The organism is Achromobacter sp. FW305-C-28, assembly GCF_058783235.1.
Genome location: NZ_JBYSYL010000004.1, coordinates 107,295 through 123,155, shown reverse-complemented (window position 1 = coordinate 123,155; position 15,861 = coordinate 107,295). Strand labels below are relative to the sequence as shown.

Genomic DNA, 15,861 nt, shown 5'->3' with positions numbered 1-15,861 from the left:
GCCCGCGGCCTTTTCCATGGCAACGGTGCTACAGCGCCGTCAACGTCTCGTCCAGCGCCGCCACCAGCCGGTCCGCATTCGCCGTGCTGAACGGCAGCGGCGGGCGGATCTTCAGCGTGTTGGCGTGTTCGCCCGCGCTGCCGGTCAACACCTGCCGTTCGCGCAGGCCGTTGACCACGCGCGCGGCCTCCTGCGTGGCGGGTTCGCGCGTGCGGCGGTCGCGCACCAGCTCGACGCCGATGAACAGGCCTGCACCGCGCACGTCGCCGATCAGGTCATGACGCGCGGCCAGCGCTTGCAGCCGCTCACGCAGGTATTGGCCGACGCGCTCGGCGTTCTGCATCAGCGCTTCGTCCTGCACCGTGCGCAGCACGGCCAGGCCAGCCGCCGCAGATACCGGATTGCCGCCAAAGGTATTGAAGTAGCGCCCGTTGCGGCCGAATGCCTCCAGCACCTGCGGGCGCGCGGCCACGCCGGCCACCGGATGGCCATTGCCCAGCGGCTTGCCCATGGTGACCAGGTCCGGTTCGACGCCGTGACGCATGAAGCCCCACATCGCCTGCCCGGTGCGGCCCATGCCGGCCTGCACTTCGTCGGCGATGAACAGGCCGCCGGCGTCGTGAATGGCATGCACGGCCTCGCGCAGAAACCCCTGCGGCGCGGCCTGCACGCCGTCGCTGGAGAAAATGGTGTCGACCAGCAGCGCGGCCGGGCGCAGGCCCTGGGCCGCCAGGTCCGCCACCGCCTCGCGCACGGCTTGCGCCAGCGCCGGGCCGACGGCATCCCGGCCCTGTCGGTAGGTATCCGGCGCCGCCACGGTCCGCACCGCAGGCCCTAGCGTGACATAGCGACCCAGCGACGGCGAGGCCTGTGCGATCGACAGGGTCACGCCGTGGTAAGCGAAGCGCGTGACGATCAGGCCGGTCGCACCGGTGTGCGCCTGCGCGATGCGCAGCGCCAGGTCGTTGGCTTCGCTGCCGGTGCAGGTGAACATCACCTGGCCCAGGCCAGGCGGAAACGTCGCCAGCAGTTGCTCGGCGTAATCCAGCACCGTCTCGTGCACGTACCGGGTGTGGGTGTTCAGCTCCGACGCCTGCCGCGCAATGGCCTGGACCACGGCCGGATGGCAGTGGCCCAGCGGCACGACGTTGTTGTAGGCGTCCAGGTACGGCTTGCCCTGGGCGTCGTACAGCCATACGCCTTCGCCACGCACCAGGTGCACGGGCGATTCATAGAACAGGCGGTAGGCCGGCCCCAGCAGTTGGTGACGCCGGGCGATCAGCGCCGCGGTATGCGCGGCGCCGTCGTTCGCGGGAATGTTGGACAAGGCGGCCGCGGGCGCGCCGGGTTGCGTCACAGTCATGGTCACCGCCCGCTTATTGAAGACCGCATGGTTGAAAACCGCATGCCGCGCGCAGCCGCTGGCGGGCGGCGTCGCGGGCGATGCCATCGCAGGCCTGCAAGCGCGCCCACGACACCGCGTTGTTGCGCAGGATGTAGTCGCTGTTCTCGGGATAGCGCGCGGCGCGCCAGCCGCCGATCGCCACCACCATTACCAGCCGCGCCACCATCAGGTCGAACAGCACGTCCAGCTCGGCCGGCGTCAGCGGGCTGACCGCGTGATAGGCCGCGGTGAAGGCCACGGCGGGCGCCAGGGCGTCCTCGCCCGGCTCCAGCTGGTAGGACGCCGCCACGGCCAGGTCGTTGACCAGCGGCGCCTGCACCATGTCGCCGAAATCCAGGATGCCGGCAATGCGGTCCGGGTTGGCGGGATCGACCAGCACGTTGTACAGATTCAGATCGTTGTGGATGGCCTGGGCGCGCAGCCCCGGCAGCGCCGGCTTGGCATGATTCACGAAGCGCGCCAGGCCGCGTTCGGCCAGCGCCCGGCGCGCGGGGTCGGTCACGTGCGCCAGCAGGGGCGCCACTTCATCCGTGCGCTGGATGTCCCACGGTAAATCCAGCTGCCCCGCGGGGTGCGTGAAGCCGCGCAGCGCCAGCCCCAGCCGCGCCAGCGTGCGCGCCAGGTTGTCGCGCTGCGCCGCCGAGCGCGGCGCGTCCGGCAGCGGCAGGCCCGGCAGGTAGGTGAACAGCCGCAGCACGCGCGGCGGCGCGTCGGGCGTTTGCAGCCAGACGCAAGGCTCGCCGTCATTGGCCAGCAGCACGCGCTGCACCGGCAGGCTGGGGTCGGCCTGTTCGATATGGCGCAAGGCGCGCGCCTGGAAGTCCGCCACGCGCGCATCTTCGGCCGGGTGCGAGAACTTCAGCACGTATTCCCGGCCATCGTCGGCACGCAGATGGAAATTGCGGTCGCGCTCGCCGGCCAGCCGGCGCACCTGGGCATCGATGCCGAAGTGACGCCGCGCCAGCTGCGCGGCCTGCGCCTCGCCGATGTCCGGCGAGGCCGCGGCCAGCACGTCCTGGGCGCAGTCCTGATCGATCATGGCGTTCTCCCTCAGGCGGCGGAATCGAAGCCGCGCAGCGCGCTGGCCAGATTGGGGCCGAGGTCGTCCGACAGGTAGCCGCCTTCCTGCACCAGCACGGTGGGCAGGCCCAGCCTGGCCACTTCAGCCAGGATGCGGCCGAAGCCCGCGGTGGTGACCGCCAGCCCCTTGTAGGGGTCGCGTTCGTGGGCGTCCAGCCCCAGCGCCACCACCAGCGCGCCGGGCGCAAACGCCTGGATATCCAGGAACACGCGGCGCAGCGCGGCCAGGTAGCCGTCATCGCCCGTGCCCACCGGCAGCGGCCGGTTGATGTTGTAGCCCAGCCCGTCGCCTTCGCCGGTTTCATGGGCGTGGCCGACGAAGAACGGGGTGGTGTTGTGCGCGTCGGCATGCATCGACACCGTCAGCACGTCGGCGCGGCGATAGAAGATGCCCTGGGTGCCGTTGCCGTGGTGCACGTCCAGGTCCAGGATGGCGACGCGGCGGTGCGAGGTACGCAGGTGCTGGGCCGCGATGGCGGCGTTGTTCAGGTAGCAAAAGCCGTTGGCGCGGTCGACATAGGCGTGGTGGCCGGGCGGGCGGCACAGCGCGTAGGCCGCGCGTTCACCGTCCAGCACCAGTTGGGCGGCGTGGGTGGCACAGTGCGCCGACCAGGTGGCCGCTTCCCAGGTGCCCGCGCCGATCGGGCACGCGGTGTCGCCCATGTGGTAGCCGGCCAGGCCGACGATGTGATCGGGATAGGTGCAGGGCTGGCCCGGAAACGGGTGCACGTTGGCCACCACTTCTTCCGAGGCGTCGGGCAATTCGCGCCAGCGCGCGTAGGCGGTTTCAAGAAAGCGCAGATACTGCGGCGTATGCACGGCGGCGCGGGGCGCCGCGCCGTGATCGTCCGGCGTGATGATGCGGTGGCCGTCGCGCTGCACCGCCGCCAGCAGGCGCGCACCGCGCTCGGGCTGTTCGTTGCTGCGCTTGACCTTGCCGCGCACGATGAAAAACTGCGGATCGTGAAGCTGGTGCTTATCGCTGTAGACGACTTTCATGGCTTGACGCTGCCCCTTGGTTTTTCGCCCGCCGCGCCATGCTGCGAGACGAACAGGTTGCGGACGTGCTCCCAGGCATCGTCCAGGTGAACCTTCATGCAGGCCTGGGCGGCCTGCACGTCTCGCCGCGCCAACGCGTCCAGGATCGGCTGGTGCGTGGAGGCAACCAGTTCCGGGTCTTGGTAGACGTTGTCGATCAGCGAAATGATCATGCGCATTTCGGTCTGGGTGCTGGAGAACAGGCGCAGCAGATACGCATTGCCCGACAGCTCGCAGATCAGGGTGTGAAAGCTCAGGTCCAGCTCGATGCGGCGATGCTGCGGCGCGTCGGCGGCCTCGGCAATCATCAGTTGCAGCAGTTGGGTCAGGCGCGCCAGGCCCGCGGCATCGGCGTGTTCGCAGGCGGCGGCCACCGCCGTCATTTCCAGGCTGAGGCGCACCTGGAACAGGTCGTCGATTTCGCGCACCGACATCTCGCGCACGAAGAAACCGCGGCGCGGCTTGGACACCAGGATGCCCTGGCGTTCCAGCCGGCGCGAAGCCTCGCGCACCGGTGCGCGGCTGATCGCCATCTGGCGGGCAATCTCGGCTTCGACCACGCGGCTGCCGGGCGGCAGGCGGCCTTGCACGATGGCCTGGGTGAGCCGGTCTTCGACCACGCCGACCAGGTCGGGAACATTGACGGATTCGAAAGCGGTAAGGGCGGCCGGGGTTTCAGGCATGGAGGGTCTCGTCTGGGATGTGAATGCGCTTGGCGCGTCAGCTATATAGCACCCCGATTTTGCGCAGCATATCAGTGTTACTGCTAACTGTCGACAGTTGACGATCGACGCATAATGCCCAGCATCCGGCGCGCCGTCGCCCCACCCCTCCAAGGACGCATCAATGGCCCACCCCCAGGATTCCGCCCCGCCCACCGGCGCAGCGGAACAACAGACCCGCCGCGACCTGGCGGCCTGCTATCGGCTCATCGCCCACTTCGGCATGGACGACAGCATCTACACGCACATCTCGGCGCGCGTGCCGGGCGAGGAAGGCGCCTTCCTGATCAACCCGTACGGCCATCTGTTTCGCGACATCACGCCCGAATCGCTGGTCAAGGTCGGTTTTGACGGCCGCCCGGTGGCACCCACGCCGTATGACGTCAATCCGGCCGGCTTCACCATCCACAGCGCCGTGCACATGGGCCGCCCGGACGCGGGCTGCGTGCTGCACACCCACACGGTGGCCGGCGTGGCCGTGTCGTCGCTGGCCTGCGGCCTGCAGCCGGTGAACCAATGGGCGCTGCAGTTCTACAACCGCGTGGCCTATCACGACTACGAAGGCATCGCGCTGGATCTGGACGAGCGCGAACGCCTGGTCGCCGACTTGGGTCCGCACAACGCGATGATCCTGCGCAACCACGGCCTGTTGACCACCGGCGCCACCGTGGCCCAGGCCTTCATCCTGATGCTCAACCTGGACCGCGCCTGCCGCGTGCAATTGGCGATCCAGTCCACCGGCCAGGCGACCTACCCGGTCAGCCCGCAGGTCAGCGAAAAGACCGCGCGCCAGTACGCCAGCGGCGACACCAACCGCCTGCCCGGCGCCCCCGATCCCAGCGAACGCGAATGGCGCGCGCTGTTGAAGCTTGTCGAACCCGCCGGCGCCTGACCGCGCCGCGCAGCCCGCCACCTTCGGCCCCGTCACCAGGAGAACCTCATGAACCGACGCGACTTTCTGATTTCAAGCGCTGCCGCGGCCGGCTGGTGGAGCGGCGCCGCCGCCCTGCCCGCCTGGGCCGCGGCCGCGCGCAACGGCGTGCTGAACATCGCCGTGCAGCCCGAGCCGCCCGGCCTGATGCTGGGCATCATCCAGAACGGCCCCACCCAGATGATCGGCGGGCAGATGTACGAAGGCCTGCTGCGCTACGACGACAAGCTGGAGCCGATGCCCGGCCTGGCCACGTCCTGGACGGTGAACGACACCGCCACCGTCTATACCTTCAAGCTCAAGGAAGGCGTGTTGTGGCACGACGGCAAGCCGTTCAATGCGCACGACGTCGTGTTCAGCGTCGACCAGTTCCTGCGCAAGACGCACGCGCGGCTGCGCGCCGGCCTGGCGTTCGTGGACAGCATCAAGGCGCTGGACGACCACACCGTGGAATTCCGCCTGCCGCGCCCGTTCGGCCCGTTCCTGGGCCTGTTCGAAGTGGGCACCATGCCGATGGTGCCGCGCCACATCTACGAAGGCACCGACTTCCTGAACAACCCGGCCAACAACACGCCCATCGGCACCGGCCCGTACAAGTTCAAGGAATGGCGTCGCGGCTCGTACATCCAGCTGGTGCGCAACGACCAGTACCACGAGGCCGGCCTGCCCAGCGTGGACACGCTGTATTTCCACGTGATTCCCGACGCGGCCTCGCGCTCGGCGGCCTTTGAATCCGGCAAGCTGGACGTCTTGCCCGGCGGCACCGTCGAATACTTCGACATCGCGCGCCTGAAGGCCCTGCCCAACGTCGAGATCACCACCAAGGGCTGGGAATTCTTCGGCCCGCATTCGTTCATGTGGCTGAACAACCGCCATCCGGTGCTGGCCGACGTGCGCGTGCGCCGCGCCATCATGTATGCGCTGGACCGCGAGGCCATGCGCAACGTCGCCTGGTATGGCTTTGGCAAGGTGGCCACCGGCCCGTTCAACAGCACCGTGCGCTATCACACCGACGAGGTCACCCGCTATCCGCGCGACGTGGCCCGCGCCAAGCAGCTGCTCAAGGAAGCCGGCTACAAGGGCCAGACGCTGCGCCTGTTGCCGCTGCCCTATGGCGAGACCTGGCAGCGCTTTGCCGAGATCGCGCGGCAGAACCTGGCCGAAGCCGGCATCAAGCTGGAAATGACCGCCACCGACGTCGCCGGCTGGAGCGAAAAGACCGCCAACTGGGACTACGACATCGCTTTCTGCTACCTCTACCAGTACGGCGACGCCGCGCTGGGCGTGGCCCGCAACTACCTCACGTCGACCATCGCCAAGGGCTCGCCCTGGAACAACGTCGAGGGCTACAGCAACCCCAAGGTCGACGACCTGTTCGAGCGCGGCTCGCGCGAAGCCGACCCCGAGGCGCGCAAGCGGCTCTACGAGGAGGCGCAACGCATCCTGGTGGACGACGTGCCGGTGGCCTGGCTGCTGGAACTGCAGTTCCCCACGCTGTACCGCAACAACATCAAGAACCTGATCAATTCTGGCATCGGCTTGAACGATAGCCTGGCGCGCGCCACGCTGGCCTGAACGGCGCGCAACCAAGCAGCAACAGGGGGAATGCCATGAAGAAACTCACGTACCTGATGCGCCGCATCGTGCAGGGCCTGCTGGTGCTGGCCCTGATCGCGGTCATCAATTTTCTGCTGATCCGCGCCGCGCCCGGCGACCCGGCGGCCGTCATGGCCGGCGAGGCCGGCGCGACCGACGAGGTCTTCATGGCCCAGCTGCGCGAACGCTTCGGGCTGGACAAGCCCTTGCCGCAGCAACTGGCCACCTACCTGGGCCACGCCGCCCGGCTGGATCTGGGCGACTCGTACCGGCAGCAGCGCCCGGTCATGAGCCTGATCGGCGAGCGGTTGCCGGCCACGCTGCTGCTGACGATGACCGCCTTCGTCGTGTCGTTGACACTGGGGGTGGCGCTGGGCGCCTGGACCAGTGCGCGCGCCGGGACCTGGCTCGACAGCCTGGTCAGCACCTTGTCGATGCTGTTCTATGCCACGCCGCTGTTCTGGCTGGCATTGATGGGGGTGCTGCTCTTTTCGGTCAAGCTGGAATGGCTGCCCGGCTTCGGCTTCGAGACCGTGGGCGCGGGGCATGCGGGGCTGGCTCGGGTGGCCGACATCGCCAGCCACCTGGTGCTGCCGGCGGCCACGCTGGCGCTCTTCTACATGGCCGTGTATGCCCGCATGACGCGCACGGCCATGCTGGAAGTGGCGCAGATGGACTTCGTCAAGACCGCCCGCGCCAAGGGGCTGTCGCCGCGCCGCATCCAGCGTCGCCACATCCTGCGCAACGCGCTGCTGCCCGTCATTACGCTGGCCGGCATCCAGGCCGGTTCCATGGTGGGCGGCACGGTGCTGATCGAAACCGTGTTCGCCTGGCCCGGCATCGGCCGGCTGATGTTCGATGCCCTGGTGCAGCGCGACTACAACCTGCTGCTGGGCACGTTCCTGGTCACCGCGGCGCTTGCCGTGGCGTTCAACATCATCACCGACCTGCTCTACACGCTGGCCGATCCGAGGATAGAACTGCAATGAACAACGGATTCTGGCGGCGCTTTCGCCGCAATAAAGGCGCCCTGGCCGGCCTGGCCGTGATGGCCGCGGTGCTGCTGCTGGCCCTGGCCGCGCCGCTGGTGGCCGCGCATGACCCCTGGGCCATGGTGCAGCGCCCCTTCCTGCCGCCGCTGGACATGGCCGGCCTGCCCTTCGGCACCGACACCATGGGCCGCGACATCGGTTCGGGCCTGGCCTACGGCGCGCGCATCTCGCTGCTGATCGGCCTGATCTCCACGCTGGCGGGCTTGCTCATCGGCGTGTCGGTGGGCGCGCTGGCCGGCTACTACGGCGGCTGGATCGACACTGGCCTGATGCGCTTCACCGAGCTGTTCCAGGCGATTCCCAGCTTTGCGCTGGCGATCGTGCTGGTGGCCATCTTCCAGCCGTCGGTCGGGTCCATCGTGACCGCCATCGCGCTGGTGTCCTGGCCGCCGGTGGCCCGGCTGGTGCGCGGTGAATTCCTCACGCTGCGCCACCGCGACTTCGTCCATGCCGCCCACCTGGCCGGCGAATCGAACCTGCGCATCATCATCACGCAGATCCTGCCCAACGCGGCCGCGCCCATCGTCGTGATGGGGTCGCTGATGGTGGCCACCGCCATCCTGCTGGAATCGAGCCTGAGCTTCATGGGCCTGGGCGATCCCAACGTGATGAGCTGGGGCTACATGATCGGCGCGGCCCGCACGGCGCTGCGCCAGGCCTGGTGGATCAGCCTGTTTCCCGGCGTGGCCATCCTGCTGACGGTGCTGGCGCTGAACCTGATCGGCGAAGGCCTGAGCGATGGCCTGAACACCCGGCTGGACCCAAGGAGCCGCGCATGAATCCCGTCGACATCCTGGCCGCGGACGAGCTGGCCGGCAGCGCCCTGGCGCCCGACCCGCTCGCCGCGGCCACCGATACCCTGCTCGACATCCGCGGCCTGTCCATCCGCCTGCCGGCCGGCGCCGACCGCCCGCTGGCGGTCAAGGAGGCCAGCCTGCGCATCGACCGCGGCGAAACGCTGTGCATCGTGGGCGAAAGCGGCTCGGGCAAGTCCATGATCGCCAACGCCGTCATGGGCCTGTTGCCCCAGCCGATGGTGGCCCCGGTGGCCGGCAGCATCGCCTTCCAGGGCCACGACCTGCTGACGCTGGCAGAACCGCAATGGCGCACGCTGCGCGGCAACCGCATCGGCATGATCTTCCAGGACCCGATGTCGGCGCTGAACCCGGTGATGCGCATCGGCGACCAGCTGGAAGAAGCGCTGGACGCCCACGTCAAGCTGTCGGCCGCCGACAAGCGCGCCCGCATCATCGGCGCCCTGCGCGACGTGCGCCTGCCGGACCCCGAGGGTATCGCCGCCAGCTACCCCGGCCGCCTGTCGGGCGGGCAGCGCCAGCGCGTGATGATCGCCTGCGCCCTGATGCTGGAACCGGCGCTGCTGATCGCCGACGAGCCCACCACCGCGCTGGACGTCACCACCCAGGCGCAGATCCTGGATCTGATCCGCGACCTGCAGGCGCGCCACGGCACCGCCGTGCTGTTCATCACGCACGACTTCGGCGTGGTGTCGCAGATCGCCGACCGGGTGGCCGTCATGCAGCTGGGCGAGATCGTCGAGGCCGGCACGGCCGCCGAGGTACTGGGCCACCCCCGCCACGACTACACCCGCAAACTGATCGCCGCCATCCCGCACGGCATGCCGGCAAGCGTGCGCAGCGCCGAGCCGCAGCCCGTGCTGCTGGACGTGCGCGACCTGACCAAGACCTACGTGTCCGGCGGCGGGCTGTTCCGCCGTGGGCGCGAGACCGCCGCCATGCGCGGCATCAGCTTCACGCTGCGGCGCGGCGAGGTGCTGGGCCTGGTGGGCGAATCCGGTTCCGGCAAGTCCACGCTGGGCCGCTGCATTGCCGGCCTGCTGGCGCAGGACAGCGGCCAGGTGCGCCTGAACGGCCAGCCACCCAACGCGCGTCCGGCCACCGGGCGGGTGCAGATGGTGTTCCAGGACCCGCAGGCTTCACTCAACCCGCGCCACACGGTCGGCCGCTCGATCATGGCCGGGCCGATCGCCCAGGGCATGGCGCCCGACAAGGCCCGCGTCCGCGCGGCCGAACTGCTGCAACTGGTGGGCCTGAACCCGGACGCCGCCGGCCGCTATCCGCACGAATTCTCGGGCGGCCAGCGCCAGCGCATCGGCATCGCCCGGGCGCTCGCGTCCGAACCTGACCTGATCGTGGCGGACGAGCCCGTGTCGGCGCTGGACGTCTCGGTACAGGCCCAGGTGCTGGACCTGTTCGCCAGCGTGCGCGAACGCTTCCACCTGAGCATGCTGTTCGTCACCCACGACTTGCGCGTTGCCGCGCAGATGTGTGACCGCATCGCCGTCATGCAGCAGGGCCGCATCATCGAATGCGGTCCGGCCGCCCAGGTCATCCGCGAGCCGCAAGAGGCCTATACCCGTGAACTGGTGCAGGCGGTGCCCGACTTCGCCAGCATCGTCTCCGGACGCGCACGGCGCGCGGCGGTGGCAGCATGAGCGCCGCCGCCCTCGCCCCCGCCGCCCCGGCCGTCGCCACGGACCGCCCGCCCTGCGTCGCCCTGTTGAGCCGCGTGCTGGACATGCGCTACCTGGTGCCCGCCTTCCAGGCCCTGCGGCCGGACATCGCCTGGCGCACCGCCGACGACCTGGGCGACCCGGCCGAGATCGACGCCGCGGTCTGTTGGCAGCCGCCGGCCGGTCTGCTGGGCACACTGCCCAACCTGCGCCTGATCCAATCGATCGGCGCGGGCGTGGACCACATCTACGCCGATCCCGCCCTGCCGCGCCACGTGCCGGTATGCCGCGTAGCCGAAGCCGGCATGACCGCCGGCATGAGCACCTATGTGGCGTGGGCAGTGATCAACCACCACCGCCACTTCCGCGACTACGTGCGCAATCGCGCGCAAGGCCTGTGGCGCGAAAGCCCCATCGTGCCGCCGTCGGAGCACCGCGTCGCCATCGCCGGGCTGGGCCGGCTGGGCCTGGCCGCAGCGCAGGCGCTGGCCACGCTGGGCTACCGCGTGTCCGGCTGGAGCCGTACCCCCAAGCCGGACCTGCCGACCGGCATCATCGGCCACCACGGCGCAGACGGCCTGCCCGCGTTGCTGGCCGAGGCCGACACGCTGGTGTGCCTGCTGCCGCTGACGGACGACACCCGCGGCTTCCTGGGCGCCGCCACCTTCGCGCAGTTGCCGCGCGGCGCCCACGTCATCAATGCGGGCCGCGGCGAACACCTGGACACCGCCGCCCTGTTGGCCGCGCTGGACAGCGGCCAACTGTCGTACGCCACGCTGGATGCCACCCCACAGGAACCGCTACCGCCCGACCACGCGCTGTGGCGCCATCCGGACGTGCTGGTCACGCCCCACATCGCCACCCGCACACCGGCCGCGGCAATCGCCCGGCAGACGCTCCAGAACCTGCAAACAGTGCTGGAAGGCCGCCGGCCAGATACGTGCGCGGACGCGGCGCTGGGATATTGAAACGACCCCGTGGCAACGCGACACGCGAGCCCCCTTTTATACGATATGGTTATTTGGTTGACCGACGACCCCACGCTTGCTACATATAGACGCGCAACTGCACTTGGTTCCTGATTATTCTCACCGGAGGATTTTTATGAGCAAGCGAATTGTTGTCGCAGGTGGCGGGGTCGGCGGCACCATGCTGGCCAACCAACTGGTTCACAAGCTGCATCCCGAAGTGTCGCGCGGCGAGGTCAGCATCACGCTCTTGTCCGACTCGCCGGACCACTACTACAAGCCCGCCTTTATGTATGTGGCGTTCAACCTGTTTTTCCAGGAAGAACTCAAGCGCCCCGAACGGTCCCTGCTGCGACCCGAAATTGAATTTCACGTGGACAAGGTCACGCGTTTCGATTTCAACGCGCAGCACCTGGTGACGCGCAGCGGCAAGCGCTATGGCTATGACTACCTGGTGATCGCCACCGGCTGCGTGCCCGCCCCCGAGCGCATCGAAGGCCTGCGCGAAGCCGGCGACCATTTCTATCAGTACGAACCGGCCCGGCAATTGGCCGACCGGCTGTCCCGCATCGAACGAGGGCGGGTATTCGTCAGCGTCACCTTTCCCAAGACGCCCAACGTGCCGCACCAATGCGGCATCGCCCCCATCGAAACCACGTTGATGCTGGATGACTATCTGCGCCGCCGCGGGGTGCGCGACCGGGTGGAGATCGTCTACACCTACCCCACCACCTCGCAGCTGCTGCGCAACTGCCTGTTCCTGCAGCAACCCACCTGCGAAGTGCTGCCGGCCATCTTCGAGCAGCGCGGCATCCAATTCCAGCGCGGCTTCACGCTGGCCAAGGTGGACCCCGAGCGGCGCATCGCCTATTCGGAGGAAGGCGCCGAGCAACCGTTCGACATCCTGATGGCCACGCCGCCGATCCGCGCGGTGGACGTGGTGCTGGAATCGGGCGCCTCGCAAGCGCCGGACAACGAAGGCTGGCTGCCCACCGATCACGAGACCTTGCAGGTGTACGGGCTGCAAAACGTGTACGTGATCGGCGACACGGTGGACCTGCCTGTCAGCAAGGCGGGCGGCTCGTGCCACAACCAGGCGCCGGTCATTGCCAACAATATCGCCGGCGAGATCCGACTGGGCCAGCCCGGCAGCGTCTACGAAGGCCGCGTGCAGGCGGTGGCACAGATGGGGCTGAATGCTGGCATGCCGCTCTGGTACGACTACACCCACGACGTGCGGCCCACGCCACCCACCAAGCTGGGCGGCCTGCTGCGGCATGGTTTCAACCGGGGCCTTTACTGGTCCGTCGCCAGGGGAATGCTATGAACCCGCGTGATGACAACACCCTGCCGGCGGCCGAACAGTGCGCCAGCGTGCTGGGGACCTCCGCAACGGCGGGTGGGGCGGCCGATGGCCTGACACTGCTGGCGGACAAGCTGCGGCCGCTGGTGGACAGCGGGCGGCTGGACAACCTGGTGGACCTGATGGCGCTGGCCTCCGATCTGGTGGACCTGCTCGATCCCCCCATGGTGGAAAAGCTGGGCACGCTGTCGGAACAGGCATCGGGCGCGGCCTGGACGCTGGCCAACACCTGGCGCGCGGCGCATGCCCAAGGGCTGCAAGAAGCGCACCCGCCGGGCTTGGCGGGCCTGTTCCAACTATCGCGCGACGAGGACACCCGGCGCGGGCTGGCCCTGATGCTGCGCTCGCTGCAGGGGCTGGGCCGTCAAATGCGCAACCAACGGGAGGATTACGCCGCCCCCTGAGCCCCCGATTCAGGCTGCGCGCACGGCGAGCGGTAACGGCCACGCGCAAAAAAAGGCCCGGCTTGCGCCGGGCCTTTTGCTTGCTGCTTGGGGAACCCGCTTACTGCAACGTGCGGGTGAACACGAACTTGCCGTCGGCCCAATCCACCGGCACCACATCGCGCGGGCCGAACTTGCCTTCCAGGATCAGCCGGGCGACCGGGTTCTCGATCTGCTGCTGGATGGCGCGCTTGAGCGGCCGCGCCCCGAACACCGGGTCGAACCCGCCGCGCGCCAGTTCCGCCAGCGCCGGTTCGGTCACTTCCAGGCGCATCTCCTGCTTTTCCAGGCGCTCGGCCAGGCGGCGCAGCTGGATGCGGGCGATGGACTCGATGTGCTGCGCTTCCAGGCCGTGGAACACCACGACTTCGTCGATGCGGTTCAGGAACTCGGGCCGCAGCGTCTGCTTGAGCTCGTCCCAGACCACTTCCTTGACCACGTCGTACGGCTTGCCGGCCAGGCTCTGGATGTGATGCGAGCCCAAATTGGACGTCATCACGATGACCGTGTTGCGGAAGTCCACCGTGCGGCCCTGGCCGTCGGTCAGGCGACCGTCATCCAGCACTTGCAAGAGCACGTTGAAGACGTCCGGGTGGGCCTTTTCGACTTCATCGAGCAGCACCACGCTGTACGGCTTGCGACGCACGGCTTCGGTCAGGTAGCCGCCTTCTTCGTAGCCCACGTATCCGGGCGGCGCGCCGATCAGCCGCGCCACCGAGTGCTTTTCCATGAATTCGCTCATGTCGATGCGGATCATGTGCTCTTCGGAATCGAACAGGAACTCGGCCAGCGCCCGCGTCAGTTCGGTCTTGCCCACGCCGGTGGGGCCCAGGAACAGGAACGAACCATAAGGCCGCGACGGGTCCGCCAGGCCGGCGCGCGAACGCCGGATGGCGTCGGACACCAGGCGCACGGCCTCGTCCTGGCCGACCACGCGCTTGTGCAGGTAGTCTTCCATGTGCAGCAGCTTTTCGCGTTCGCCCTGCATCATCTTGGACACCGGGATGCCGGTGGCGCGTGACACGACCTCGGCGATTTCCTCGGCCCCGACACGGGTGCGCAAGAGCCGCGGCCGGCCTTCGCCGCCTTCGGCTTCTTCGGCGGCCTGGGCCGCGCCCACTTCAGCGGCCTTCAGGCGCGCTTCCAGGTCGGGCAGCTTGCCGTATTGCAGTTCGGCCAGCTTGTCGAACTGGCCCTTGCGCTGCAGTTCGGCCATTTCGGCGCGCACGCTGTCGATTTCTTCCTTGATGGCCTGGGTGCCTTGCACGGCGGCCTTTTCGGCCTTCCAGATTTCCTCGAAGTCGTTGTATTCGCGTTGCAGCTTTTCCAGTTCTTCTTCGATGACGCCCAGGCGGCGCTTGGACGCGTCGTCGGTTTCCTTCTTGACGGCTTCGCGCTCGATCTTGAGCTGGATGATGCGGCGATCGAGCTTGTCCATCACTTCCGGCTTGGAATCGATTTCCATGCGGATGCGCGCGCCGGCTTCATCGATCAGGTCGATGGCCTTGTCGGGCAGGAAGCGGTCGGTGATGTAGCGGTGCGAGAGTTCGGCCGCGGCCACGATGGCCGGGTCGGTGATCTCGACGCCGTGGTGGATCTCGTAGCGCTCTTGCAGGCCGCGCAGGATGGCGATGGTGGACTCGACATCGGGCTCGTCGACCAGCACCTTCTGGAAGCGGCGTTCCAGCGCGGCATCCTTTTCGATGTACTTGCGGTATTCGTCCAGCGTGGTGGCGCCGATGCAGTGCAGTTCGCCGCGCGCCAGCGCCGGCTTGAGCATGTTGCCCGCGTCCATCGCGCCTTCGGCCTTGCCGGCGCCGACCATGGTGTGCAGTTCGTCGATGAAGACGATGTTGCTGCCGTCGTCCAGCGACAGCTCTTTGAGCACGGCCTTCAGGCGTTCTTCGAATTCGCCGCGGAACTTGGCGCCGGCCAGCAGCGCGGCCAGGTCGAGCGACAGCACGCGCTTGCCGCGCAGGGTCTCGGGCACTTCGTCGTTGACGATGCGCTGCGCCAGGCCTTCGACGATGGCGGTCTTGCCTACGCCAGGTTCGCCGATCAGGACCGGGTTGTTCTTGGTGCGGCGTTGCAGGATCTGGATGGTGCGGCGGATTTCATCGTCGCGGCCGATGACCGGGTCGAGCTTGCCCTGGCGGGCGCGCTCGGTCAGGTCCATCGTGTACTTGGACAGGGCCTCGCGATTGGATTCGCCTTCGGCGCCGGACACGTTCTCGCCGCCGCGCACGGCGTCGATGGCGGCTTCCAGGGCCTTTTTCTGCAGGCCGGCTTCACGCAGGATGCGGCCCGCTTCGCCCTTGTCGTCGGCCAGTGCCAGCAGGAACAGTTCGCTGGCGATGTAGGTGTCGCCGCGGCGCGCGGCTTCCTTGTCGGTGCGGGTCAGCACGCCTTGCAGGTCGCGGCCCACCTGGACGTTGTCTTCGCCCTGCACTTGCGGCAGCGACTTGAACGCGCTGTCCAGCGCCGGTTGCAGGCGGTTGACGGCCACGCCGGCGCGCGCCAGCAGGCTGCCCGCGCCGCTGTCGGGGTCGGACAGCAGCGCCGACAGCACGTGGACGGGCTCGATATAGGGGTGGTCGTTGCGGGCGGCCAGACTCTGGGCGTCGGCCAAGGCTTGCTGAAACTTGGTAGTCAGTTTGTCGAATCGCATAATGGTCGTAGTGGCTTGTTGAGGAGCCTGACCGATACATGCCGGCGGGCTCGATGACCTGAATATGCGGCCGGATGCGAAAATTTCAACACCTGGCCGGGCCT

General features: G+C 68.3%; 13 protein-coding genes. 8 read left to right on the top strand and 5 right to left on the bottom strand.

Annotated elements, in window-relative coordinates; genetic code table 11:
- Positions 1-28: 28 nt before the first annotated feature.
- The 4 genes from AC3WMR_RS12655 to AC3WMR_RS12640 are packed head-to-tail and all read right to left on the bottom strand — an operon-like array spanning position 29 to position 4,206.
- The gene (locus AC3WMR_RS12655; RefSeq protein ID WP_492265295.1) at positions 29-1,363 is read right to left on the bottom strand and encodes an aspartate aminotransferase family protein; all 1,335 of its coding nucleotides are present in this window, start codon (positions 1,361-1,363) and stop codon (positions 29-31) included.
- A gap of 13 nt (positions 1,364-1,376) precedes the next feature.
- Positions 1,377-2,444: a phosphotransferase gene (locus AC3WMR_RS12650; protein WP_492265294.1), complete on the bottom strand. Its 1,068-nt coding sequence runs from the start codon at positions 2,442-2,444 to the stop codon at positions 1,377-1,379.
- Positions 2,445-2,455: 11 nt separating this feature from the next.
- The gene (locus AC3WMR_RS12645; RefSeq protein ID WP_492265293.1) at positions 2,456-3,484 is read right to left on the bottom strand and encodes a histone deacetylase family protein; all 1,029 of its coding nucleotides are present in this window, start codon (positions 3,482-3,484) and stop codon (positions 2,456-2,458) included.
- Complete coding sequence (locus AC3WMR_RS12640) at positions 3,481-4,206, bottom strand: GntR family transcriptional regulator (protein WP_492265292.1); 726 nt, start codon at positions 4,204-4,206, stop codon at positions 3,481-3,483. The genes AC3WMR_RS12645 and AC3WMR_RS12640 overlap by 4 nt, the downstream gene beginning before the upstream one ends.
- Before the next feature lie 163 nt (positions 4,207-4,369).
- On the opposite strand from AC3WMR_RS12640, the gene AC3WMR_RS12635 reads away from it, so the two are divergent.
- The 8 genes from AC3WMR_RS12635 (at position 4,370) to AC3WMR_RS12600 (ending at position 13,050) form a co-directional block, all read left to right on the top strand.
- Positions 4,370-5,137, top strand: a complete 768-nt coding sequence (locus AC3WMR_RS12635) for a class II aldolase/adducin family protein (RefSeq protein WP_492265291.1) — start codon at positions 4,370-4,372, stop codon at positions 5,135-5,137.
- Positions 5,138-5,185: 48 nt separating this feature from the next.
- Entirely contained in the window at positions 5,186-6,751 is a 1,566-nt protein-coding gene (locus AC3WMR_RS12630; protein ID WP_175218899.1) for an ABC transporter substrate-binding protein, read from the top strand.
- Positions 6,752-6,786: 35 nt separating this feature from the next.
- Entirely contained in the window at positions 6,787-7,761 is a 975-nt protein-coding gene (locus AC3WMR_RS12625; protein ID WP_175218898.1) for an ABC transporter permease, read from the top strand.
- On the top strand, positions 7,758-8,603 hold the full coding sequence (locus AC3WMR_RS12620) for an ABC transporter permease (RefSeq protein ID WP_175191861.1): 846 nt from the start codon (positions 7,758-7,760) through the stop codon (positions 8,601-8,603). Before AC3WMR_RS12625 ends, AC3WMR_RS12620 begins: the two co-directional genes overlap by 4 nt.
- Positions 8,600-10,297, top strand: coding sequence for an ABC transporter ATP-binding protein (locus AC3WMR_RS12615; RefSeq protein ID WP_492265290.1), 1,698 nt, complete (start codon positions 8,600-8,602; stop codon positions 10,295-10,297). Before AC3WMR_RS12620 ends, AC3WMR_RS12615 begins: the two co-directional genes overlap by 4 nt.
- A complete protein-coding gene (locus AC3WMR_RS12610) occupies positions 10,294-11,283 on the top strand; it encodes a 2-hydroxyacid dehydrogenase (RefSeq protein WP_492265289.1) in 990 nt (329 codons plus the stop codon). The genes AC3WMR_RS12615 and AC3WMR_RS12610 overlap by 4 nt, the downstream gene beginning before the upstream one ends.
- Before the next feature lie 136 nt (positions 11,284-11,419).
- The gene (locus AC3WMR_RS12605; RefSeq protein WP_492265288.1) at positions 11,420-12,610 is read left to right on the top strand and encodes an NAD(P)/FAD-dependent oxidoreductase; all 1,191 of its coding nucleotides are present in this window, start codon (positions 11,420-11,422) and stop codon (positions 12,608-12,610) included.
- Positions 12,607-13,050 carry a DUF1641 domain-containing protein gene (locus tag AC3WMR_RS12600; protein ID WP_492265287.1) on the top strand — a complete coding sequence of 148 codons (444 nt, stop codon included), beginning with the start codon at positions 12,607-12,609 and terminating at the stop codon, positions 13,048-13,050. Before AC3WMR_RS12605 ends, AC3WMR_RS12600 begins: the two co-directional genes overlap by 4 nt.
- 100 nt (positions 13,051-13,150) lie before the next feature.
- Here AC3WMR_RS12600 and clpB read toward each other — a convergent pair whose 3' ends face one another.
- Entirely contained in the window at positions 13,151-15,757 is a 2,607-nt protein-coding gene (gene clpB / locus AC3WMR_RS12595; RefSeq protein ID WP_492265286.1) for an ATP-dependent chaperone ClpB, read from the bottom strand.
- Positions 15,758-15,861 lie beyond the last annotated feature (104 nt).

Bases quoted from the DNA above. Each gene is read 5' to 3' on its own strand.
- AC3WMR_RS12620 (WP_175191861.1), top strand. From the start codon at position 7,758: ATGAACAACGGATTCTGGCGGCGCTTTCGCCGCAATAAAGGCGCCCTG.
- AC3WMR_RS12610 (WP_492265289.1), top strand. From the start codon at position 10,294: ATGAGCGCCGCCGCCCTCGCCCCCGCCGCCCCGGCCGTCGCCACGGAC.
- AC3WMR_RS12630 (WP_175218899.1), top strand. From the start codon at position 5,186: ATGAACCGACGCGACTTTCTGATTTCAAGCGCTGCCGCGGCCGGCTGG.
- AC3WMR_RS12650 (WP_492265294.1), bottom strand. From the start codon at position 2,444: ATGATCGATCAGGACTGCGCCCAGGACGTGCTGGCCGCGGCCTCGCCG.
- AC3WMR_RS12625 (WP_175218898.1), top strand. From the start codon at position 6,787: ATGAAGAAACTCACGTACCTGATGCGCCGCATCGTGCAGGGCCTGCTG.
- AC3WMR_RS12645 (WP_492265293.1), bottom strand. From the start codon at position 3,484: ATGAAAGTCGTCTACAGCGATAAGCACCAGCTTCACGATCCGCAGTTT.
- clpB (WP_492265286.1), bottom strand. From the start codon at position 15,757: ATGCGATTCGACAAACTGACTACCAAGTTTCAGCAAGCCTTGGCCGAC.
- AC3WMR_RS12640 (WP_492265292.1), bottom strand. From the start codon at position 4,206: ATGCCTGAAACCCCGGCCGCCCTTACCGCTTTCGAATCCGTCAATGTT.
- AC3WMR_RS12605 (WP_492265288.1), top strand. From the start codon at position 11,420: ATGAGCAAGCGAATTGTTGTCGCAGGTGGCGGGGTCGGCGGCACCATG.
- AC3WMR_RS12635 (WP_492265291.1), top strand. From the start codon at position 4,370: ATGGCCCACCCCCAGGATTCCGCCCCGCCCACCGGCGCAGCGGAACAA.
- AC3WMR_RS12655 (WP_492265295.1), bottom strand. From the start codon at position 1,363: ATGACTGTGACGCAACCCGGCGCGCCCGCGGCCGCCTTGTCCAACATT.
- AC3WMR_RS12600 (WP_492265287.1), top strand. From the start codon at position 12,607: ATGAACCCGCGTGATGACAACACCCTGCCGGCGGCCGAACAGTGCGCC.
- AC3WMR_RS12615 (WP_492265290.1), top strand. From the start codon at position 8,600: ATGAATCCCGTCGACATCCTGGCCGCGGACGAGCTGGCCGGCAGCGCC.